The sequence below is a fragment of the Novosphingobium sp. Fuku2-ISO-50 genome (assembly GCF_001519055.1).
Taxonomy (GTDB): domain Bacteria; phylum Pseudomonadota; class Alphaproteobacteria; order Sphingomonadales; family Sphingomonadaceae; genus Novosphingobium.
On the sequence record NZ_KQ954310.1, the window covers coordinates 25307 to 32105 of the forward strand.

5 protein-coding genes and 1 pseudogene are annotated in these 6799 nt (G+C 60.1%); 5 read left to right on the forward strand and 1 reads right to left on the reverse strand.

What is annotated here, in order from left to right; all coding sequences use genetic code 11:
* From AQZ50_RS19490 to AQZ50_RS19500, 3 genes are all read left to right on the forward strand, one after another.
* Positions 1-784: thiamine pyrophosphate-dependent enzyme (locus AQZ50_RS19490; RefSeq protein WP_067749243.1), on the forward strand; the 784-nt coding region annotated here is incomplete at its 5' end.
* Between the two features lie 64 nt (positions 785-848).
* A complete protein-coding gene (locus tag AQZ50_RS19495) occupies positions 849-1598 on the forward strand; it encodes an SDR family NAD(P)-dependent oxidoreductase (RefSeq protein ID WP_067749250.1) in 750 nt (249 codons plus the stop codon).
* The gene (locus AQZ50_RS19500; protein WP_231730428.1) at positions 1598-2548 is read left to right on the forward strand and encodes an SMP-30/gluconolactonase/LRE family protein; all 951 of its coding nucleotides are present in this window, start codon (positions 1598-1600) and stop codon (positions 2546-2548) included. The genes AQZ50_RS19495 and AQZ50_RS19500 overlap by 1 nt, the downstream gene beginning before the upstream one ends.
* Before the next feature lie 43 nt (positions 2549-2591).
* Here AQZ50_RS19500 and AQZ50_RS19505 read toward each other — a convergent pair whose 3' ends face one another.
* Positions 2592-4904 (reverse strand): TonB-dependent receptor, encoded by a 2313-nt coding sequence (locus tag AQZ50_RS19505; protein ID WP_067749256.1) that lies wholly within the window; start codon positions 4902-4904, stop codon positions 2592-2594.
* 383 nt (positions 4905-5287) lie between these two features.
* Between AQZ50_RS19505 and AQZ50_RS19510 the strand changes: the two genes are divergently transcribed.
* Positions 5288-5647, forward strand: coding sequence for a hypothetical protein (locus tag AQZ50_RS19510; RefSeq protein WP_082703822.1), 360 nt, complete (start codon positions 5288-5290; stop codon positions 5645-5647).
* A 73-nt stretch (positions 5648-5720) separates the two neighbouring features.
* Positions 5721-6780, forward strand: a pseudogene (locus AQZ50_RS20265) (IS630 family transposase).
* Positions 6781-6799: the final 19 nt, after the last annotated feature.

The window sequence follows — 6799 nt, forward strand, 5'->3', positions numbered from 1 at the left end:
GGCTTTTGCCACGGGCATCAAGCTGGCCAACCCCGAGCTCGATGTCTGGGTGATCACCGGCGACGGCGACGGCATGTCGATCGGCGGCAATCACACGATGCACATCATCCGGCGCAACGTGAACACGCAGATCCTGTTGTTCAACAACGAGATCTATGGCCTGACCAAAGGGCAGTATTCGCCCACCAGCCGCGAAGGCACGCATTCGCCGACTTCGCCGCTGGGCTCGGTCGATCATCCGGCATCCCCTTGCGCCTTTGCGCTCGGGGCGGGCGGGCGGTTCATCGCGCGGTCCTACGACGTGTCAAAGGATCTGCCTTCGGTGCTGAAGGCGGCGCATGCGCATCAGGGCGCGGCGTTCGTCGAGATTTTCCAGAACTGCATCGTCTACAACAAGGATCGCTTCGACGATTTCACGGCCAAACCGGTTGCCGATGCCAGCCAGGTCTGGGCGCGTCATGGCGAACCGCTGCTGTTTGCCAAGGGCACCAAGGGCATTGCGCTCGATACCGAGGCGCTGGCGCTCAAAGTTGTCGATGTCGTCGATGGCGACTGGCAGGCGGCCGGAGTTCTGGTGCACAATGTGACCAACCGCACGATTGCGCACTTGCTCGTCGAAATGCCGTTTGGGCCGTTTCCCATGGCGCTGGGCGTGATCTACGATGATCCGCGCCCGACTTTTGAAAGCGCTCTGCTTGGCCAGGACGCCAAGGCACGCGCGGGGAAAAGCGCCGATCTTGGCAAGCTGCTCGCCAAGGGCCAGACTTGGACCGTGGCCGGCTGACGCCGGTTGGGACTGGCGCCCGCTGACGACGATACCAACCATCCACTGATCCACGAGGTCACTCATGACGTTATTGGAAGGCAAGACAGCGATCATAACCGGCGCAGCGCGCGGGTTGGGGGCGGCGATCGCGCAAGCTTTCGCAGCCGAAGGTGCGCATGTGGTGGTGGCCGATCGAGATGGCGACGCGGCCGCGCTGCTGGTCGAACGCATCGCTGCTGCCGGCGGACGCGCGACGTCCGAGGCACTGGACATCAGCCAGCGAGAGGCGGTTCTCGCCTTTGGTCAGCGGATCGCAGACCGCTTTGGCATGATCGACGTGCTGGTCAACAATGCCGGCATTTCTCCACGTGTGAGGCTCGACGACCCCAAACTGATGGAAATGTGGGATCGAGTGATCGATGTGAACTTGCGCGGCCAGTGGGACACGACGATTGCCCTGCTCCCCGTCCTGAAAAATCAGGGCACCAGTATCATCTTTATTGCCTCGATCGCCGCGTTTACGGCACCGCGATCGAGTGCGGCCTATGGTGCGGCAAAGGCAGGGGTTCGCTCGCTCGTACAGTATTTTGCGCGTGAATTGGGTCCATCCGGTGTGCGGGTCAATGCACTCGCCCCGGGGCGCATCCTCACCGACATGACGTTCGAAGCGGTGCAGGGTGAGGGCGGTGCCAAATTTCTTGAGCGTGTCGCGCTTGGGCGCAATGGCGAGGCGCGTGAAATGGCTGGTCCGGCGCTGTTTCTTGCCTCGGGCATGTCGTCCTACATCACCGGCACCACGATACCGGTTGATGGCGGATTTCTGGCACTATGATGCCCTGTCTGGCCGACATTACCTTTCTGGGCGCGGGACTGAACCGCCCCGAATGCGTGCTGACCGCCGCCTCGGGCGCAGTCTATGCCTCGTGCTGGACGCGGGGCATTACCCGGGCGCCCGATGGCAGCGTGACCCCCGCGATCGGGCCAAAGGTCATTGCCCAAGGGTTTTTGCCCAACGGTTTTGCGCTCTGTCGCGATGGCAGCTTCATCTTTGCCAATCTGGGCGAACGCGGCGGCATCTGGCGCGTGAAAGGAGACGATGATCCGGTTGCAGTCCTGACCGAAGTCGACGGTCGAACAGTGCCGCCAGCCAACTTTGTCCTGATCGACAGCCAGGATCGGCTATGGATTACGGTCAGCGCCGCCTCGCGCGGGCACCGCCATTTTACGCGCAATGCAGTCGAAGGATTCATTGCGCTGATCGACCGGAAGGGCGCGCGGATCGTTGCGGATGGTCTGGTATGGACAAATGAAGTCCGGGTCTCTCCCAATGGGCGGCACTTGTTCGTCAACGAGACGTTTGCTTGTCGCACGACGCGTTTCGATCTCGATCCAGACGGTGTCTTGAGCAATCGCATCGCGATCAATTATCCGGAGGGCAGTTTCCCGGACGGAATGGCCTTTGATGCCCAGGGCAACCTGTGGTCGGTTTGCATCGTATCCAACCGACTGATCCGGCTTACTCCGGATGGAGCTTGGCAAATCGTGCTTGAGGATTGTGATTCCGGGAAATTTCAAATGGCGCGTGCGGCATTTGCCCGCAACGAACTGACCCGCGATCTGATTGTCAATGCCAGCGGCACGCGGCTCCGCAATCTGACGAGCTTGGCCTTTGGCGGCAACGACATGCGCACGCTGTACATGGGTTCGCTTGGCGATAACCGCATAGCGAGCCTGCGCATGCCGGTGGCGGGACTACGTCCGGTGCACTGGGACTGGGGTTAGATTTCGCCCCTCTTGCAGAACCAAGAGGGGCGACGATTGCAGATCAGAACTTGATTGTCAGATCGAAGCCATACATGCGCGGTGCGCCCGGGTTCACCGCATTCGAGCCCTGAATACCGGCTAGTGCGTTGCCTCCGGCAAAATAATGCTTGTCGGTCAGATTGTTGACATAGGCCGCCGCATTGAGCCGGGTACCGAGCATATTGTTCCATTCCAGCCGCGCATTCGCCACGGTGTGGCCGCCGATGATGGTGCCCGGCGCGATGGTGCTGGCAAGGTTGGTGTAATAGAACGAACTGACTGTGTAGACTTCACCACGCAGAGCCAATTGCCCTTTGGCATCAGGTAGTTGTGTTTGGGCGCGTGCATAAACCGAACCCGAATATTTTGGTGAGTCGCCATAAGGACCGAACAAATAGGGCACGCCGCCGGCGAGCGCCTGATTGTTGGTAAACACGGCATCGGTATAATCGAAAGACCCGCCCAGTTCGAGCCACCCGGTCGGTCGCAGCGAGCCGTCAATTTCAACGCCACGCACGCGTGCTTCGCCGACATTGCCGGCCTGTGCACCCAGAGCTGCATAGACCACGCGCTGCACGTTCTTGATGTACTGGTCATAGATCGCGATGTTCAAGCTGGTCGGTACGTCGCCGATCCGACCGGAGTATTTCGCGCCGAGTTCGAAGTCGTACGTGGTTTCGGGATTAAACGGGTCGGCCGCACCGTTGACCAGGCTCGTTCCGTTCCAGCCGCCCGCCCGCCAGCTTCCGCGCTGGTTGAAATAGATCATCAGGTCCGGCGTGATCTTGTAGTCGAGCCCGATCAACCAGCTTGGCTTTGAATTTTTCTGGTCACCATTGAATCCGGCAAACAGACTGTCCGCCCCCTGAATGATGCTGACGTCTTCCCAAGTATAGCGAAATCCGCCGGTCAGGTTCAGCGCAGGAGCCAGTTTGTAGCTCAACTGGGTGTATAAGGCTTCCGACTTGTCGACATTGGTGAAGGCGTAAGTACCGGCGAACGGGTTGGCAAAAGCTTCTGGCGCGATCGCGAAGGGAATGCGGACATAGGTCCGTTCCTGCGAGATGTAGACCCCGGCGATATATTTCAGGTTTCCATCAGCAGCTTCGCCCGACAGTTGCAATTCATCCGACCATTGTTTGGTGCCGTTGGTGTATCCGATATTGTTACCCGGCCCGTTTCCGACGCTGAAATAGGAGTAAGGGCTGCCGTCGAGATCGGTCTGGTCGTAGGCATAGTCGCGATTATACCCAAATATGTTCTTTATCTTCGCATTACCGGCAAGCGCATACGTCGTCGTGTTCGACACGAAGGTCTGATACGCTTGGTGGTTCTCGTTGGAGTTGATGGCGACGTCGTAAAACCCGAATTTCGTATTCTGCAACTGCAGATAGCCAGCAGCTCCGGGCGTGATTCCAGTACCGTTGAACAGCGCATTGACCGCCGGATTGGTAGGCGACTGGAAGCCCGGGGCATAGATCGACGCAAACGTCGTGACGACTCCCGGCGTGCCCACCGGATAGAAATTCTGCAACCGAAGACCCGAACTGTACCCGCCGTAGTCGCCATATTGCACGACGGTCACGTTTTCAAAGGCCGATCCGGTCGGCTTGATCAACAGGCTGCCGCGGGCAACCCGGTAATCGAGCGAATTGATCCATGTGTCGGTCAGCAGGTTGTGCTGATAGCCATCGCGTTGCTGCGTACTGCCCGCAAGGCGCAAGGCAATACCATCGGCCAACGGTACGTTGATCGCACCCTGGATTTCGCGGTTGTTGTAATTGCCGTAACCGGCCTTGAGATAGCCCTCGAAATCCTCGGTCGGCTTTTGCGCGCTGTAAAGCACTGCACCGCCGGTTGCGTTGCGGCCGAACAGGGTGCCTTGCGGCCCTTTGAGGACCTGGATGCCTTGCAGATCGAAAAACGCTGTCGCCGAATTGTTGAAGGTCTGAACGTCGTTAAAATAGGCGACCACGGCGGGCGTCGAATACGAAAATGCGTCAACCGACTGCCCGCGAATGGCGTAATTCAACTGGTTGGACGAGGTGGTTTCGCGCACCAGCAAGCCCGGCGTGGCGATCTGCAAATCGACTTCTGATTCGATCCGCCGCTCTTCAAGCGCCTTGGCGCCGAATGCGTTTACGGCGACCGGCACATCACGAAGCTTTTCCTCGGTGCGCCGGGCGGTGACGACAATATCCGAACCGGTCCCTTCAGTTTGCACTGCCTGCGCTGCGGTGGCGGTGGGGGGCGATGTCGTGCCGTCGGCGAATGCCGGCACGGCAAATCCGATCAGCGAACACATGGCCACGCCGCCCTTGAGGAGTGTCAGCAACGACCTGTCGGAAATGGACAATCTTCCCTCAGCTGGCATTTATCGTCTCCCGGTTTTTTATAAAACAAACGTTCGTTATAGGCTTTTTTATCGGGGCGGCGAGGGTTTGTCAAGAAATTGGACGCTGTATGAGGCGAGGATGCAACTGCGCGAAAGCCGGACGTTTTTCCTGCGCGCCTATCCGTGCGAGGTGCAGGTGATGGTGCTCGATCTCCATGTCCATGCCCCGGGCCTTCGCCTTCTTCGGTGGTGTCTGCACGCGCGGGATATACGATAACATGATCACCGCAGCGGATCCGGAGCTCCTCGGCAAGGAATGAAAGCCCAATCGTCGGGCCCCTTGCTGCAACGATGCTGCAGGACAGCTCGTTTCTGGTGATGACGTGCCCACGGTCCCAGCGGGCTTGCCGCGTTCGCTCGAAGAGCAGTTGGCCAAGGACCGCCGTGACGTCCTGGCGCTGCATCTCGCGTTCGATCATGCGCTTGCGCTCGATCTGGCGATCTTATCGCTGGCGCGCGATCTGGCCGGGCATGTCATGGCCATCGATGGTGTGGAAGCGCGCATCCGAGCGCTGGCGGACAAGGGGCGATTGGCGTTCGGCGTGGCCATGAAGCGACAGGTAGGTTCCGACCATTGGGAGTCAGGCAAGAGCCAATCCCTCCATTGCCGCCCCCATAGATTCAGACTTGTCGCGCCTTGGGAATCCCATCACGTCAGTTGGTATAATACCAAAGCGCGCTGAGGTTGACTCACTCAGGGGGATTCCCAAGCTGCTGAAAATCTGATTCGATGTTGCAGGCATGAGGAGGCTTGCGATGGCGGCAGCTATTGGAATTCGATCTGACTATACATCGGCGAATTTGCGCCAGTTTGCACGGCGGGTTGGGGATCCGGATCAAGTCCGGCGGCTGTTGGCGCTTGCCCTGATCCTGGATGGCGGCAGCCGGAGCGAAGCGGCGAAGGTGCCAGGTGTCACGCCGCAGATCGTGCGTGACTGGGTCCTGCGGTTCAACGAGGGTGGCCCCGACGGCCTGGCCACGCGCAAGGCACCGGGACGGACTTCGATTCTGAACGACGAGCAAAGGGCCCGGCTTGCCGAGATCGTCGAGGCGGGGCCGATCCCCGCAGCGCATGGGTTGTGCGCTGGCGGCTGTGCGATTTGGCGTAGTGGATCTGGGATGAGTTCGAGCTGTCGGTCACACGTCACACCCTCGGGCGCGAGCTTCGCACCATGGGCGAGCGCAAGCTCTCGGCACGGCCGCGCCATCGCGGCCAGAAGGGCGGTGACATCGTCGATTTTAAAAAAGTTTCGCCGCCCGTCTGGCGCAGATCAGGCGACGGCTCCCGAAAGGAACACCGATAGAGCTGTGGTGGCAGGATGAGGCCCGTGTCGGCCAGCAGACCAAGCTCACCCGGCGCTGGGCCAGACGCGGCACCCGCCCATCGGCGCCCAAGGATCAGCGGCGGGCCTCGGCCTAGCAGTTCGGCGCGATCTGCCCCGCCGAAGGCAAAGCCGCCGGCATTGTCATGCCCCGGTACAATAGCGAGGCGATGAGCATGCATCTCGAGGAAATCGCCTTCCACGTCGCGCCGGGCGCGCATGCGGTTCTTCTGCTTGATCAGGCCGGACGGCACGGATCGGCCGAACTGGTCGTGCCTCCCAACATCACGCTGCTGCCGCTGCCGCCAAGGTGCCCAGAGCTCAACCCGGTCGAGAACGTCTGGCAGTTCATGCGCGACAACTGGCTCTCGAACCGCATCTTCAAATCCTACGACGACATCGTCGACCACTGCTGCTTCGCCTGGAACAAGCTCGTCGATCAACCATGGCGCAACATGTCCATTGGATTGCGACAATGGGCCCATGGGTTCTGATCAGTGCGCGTTGTTGGGG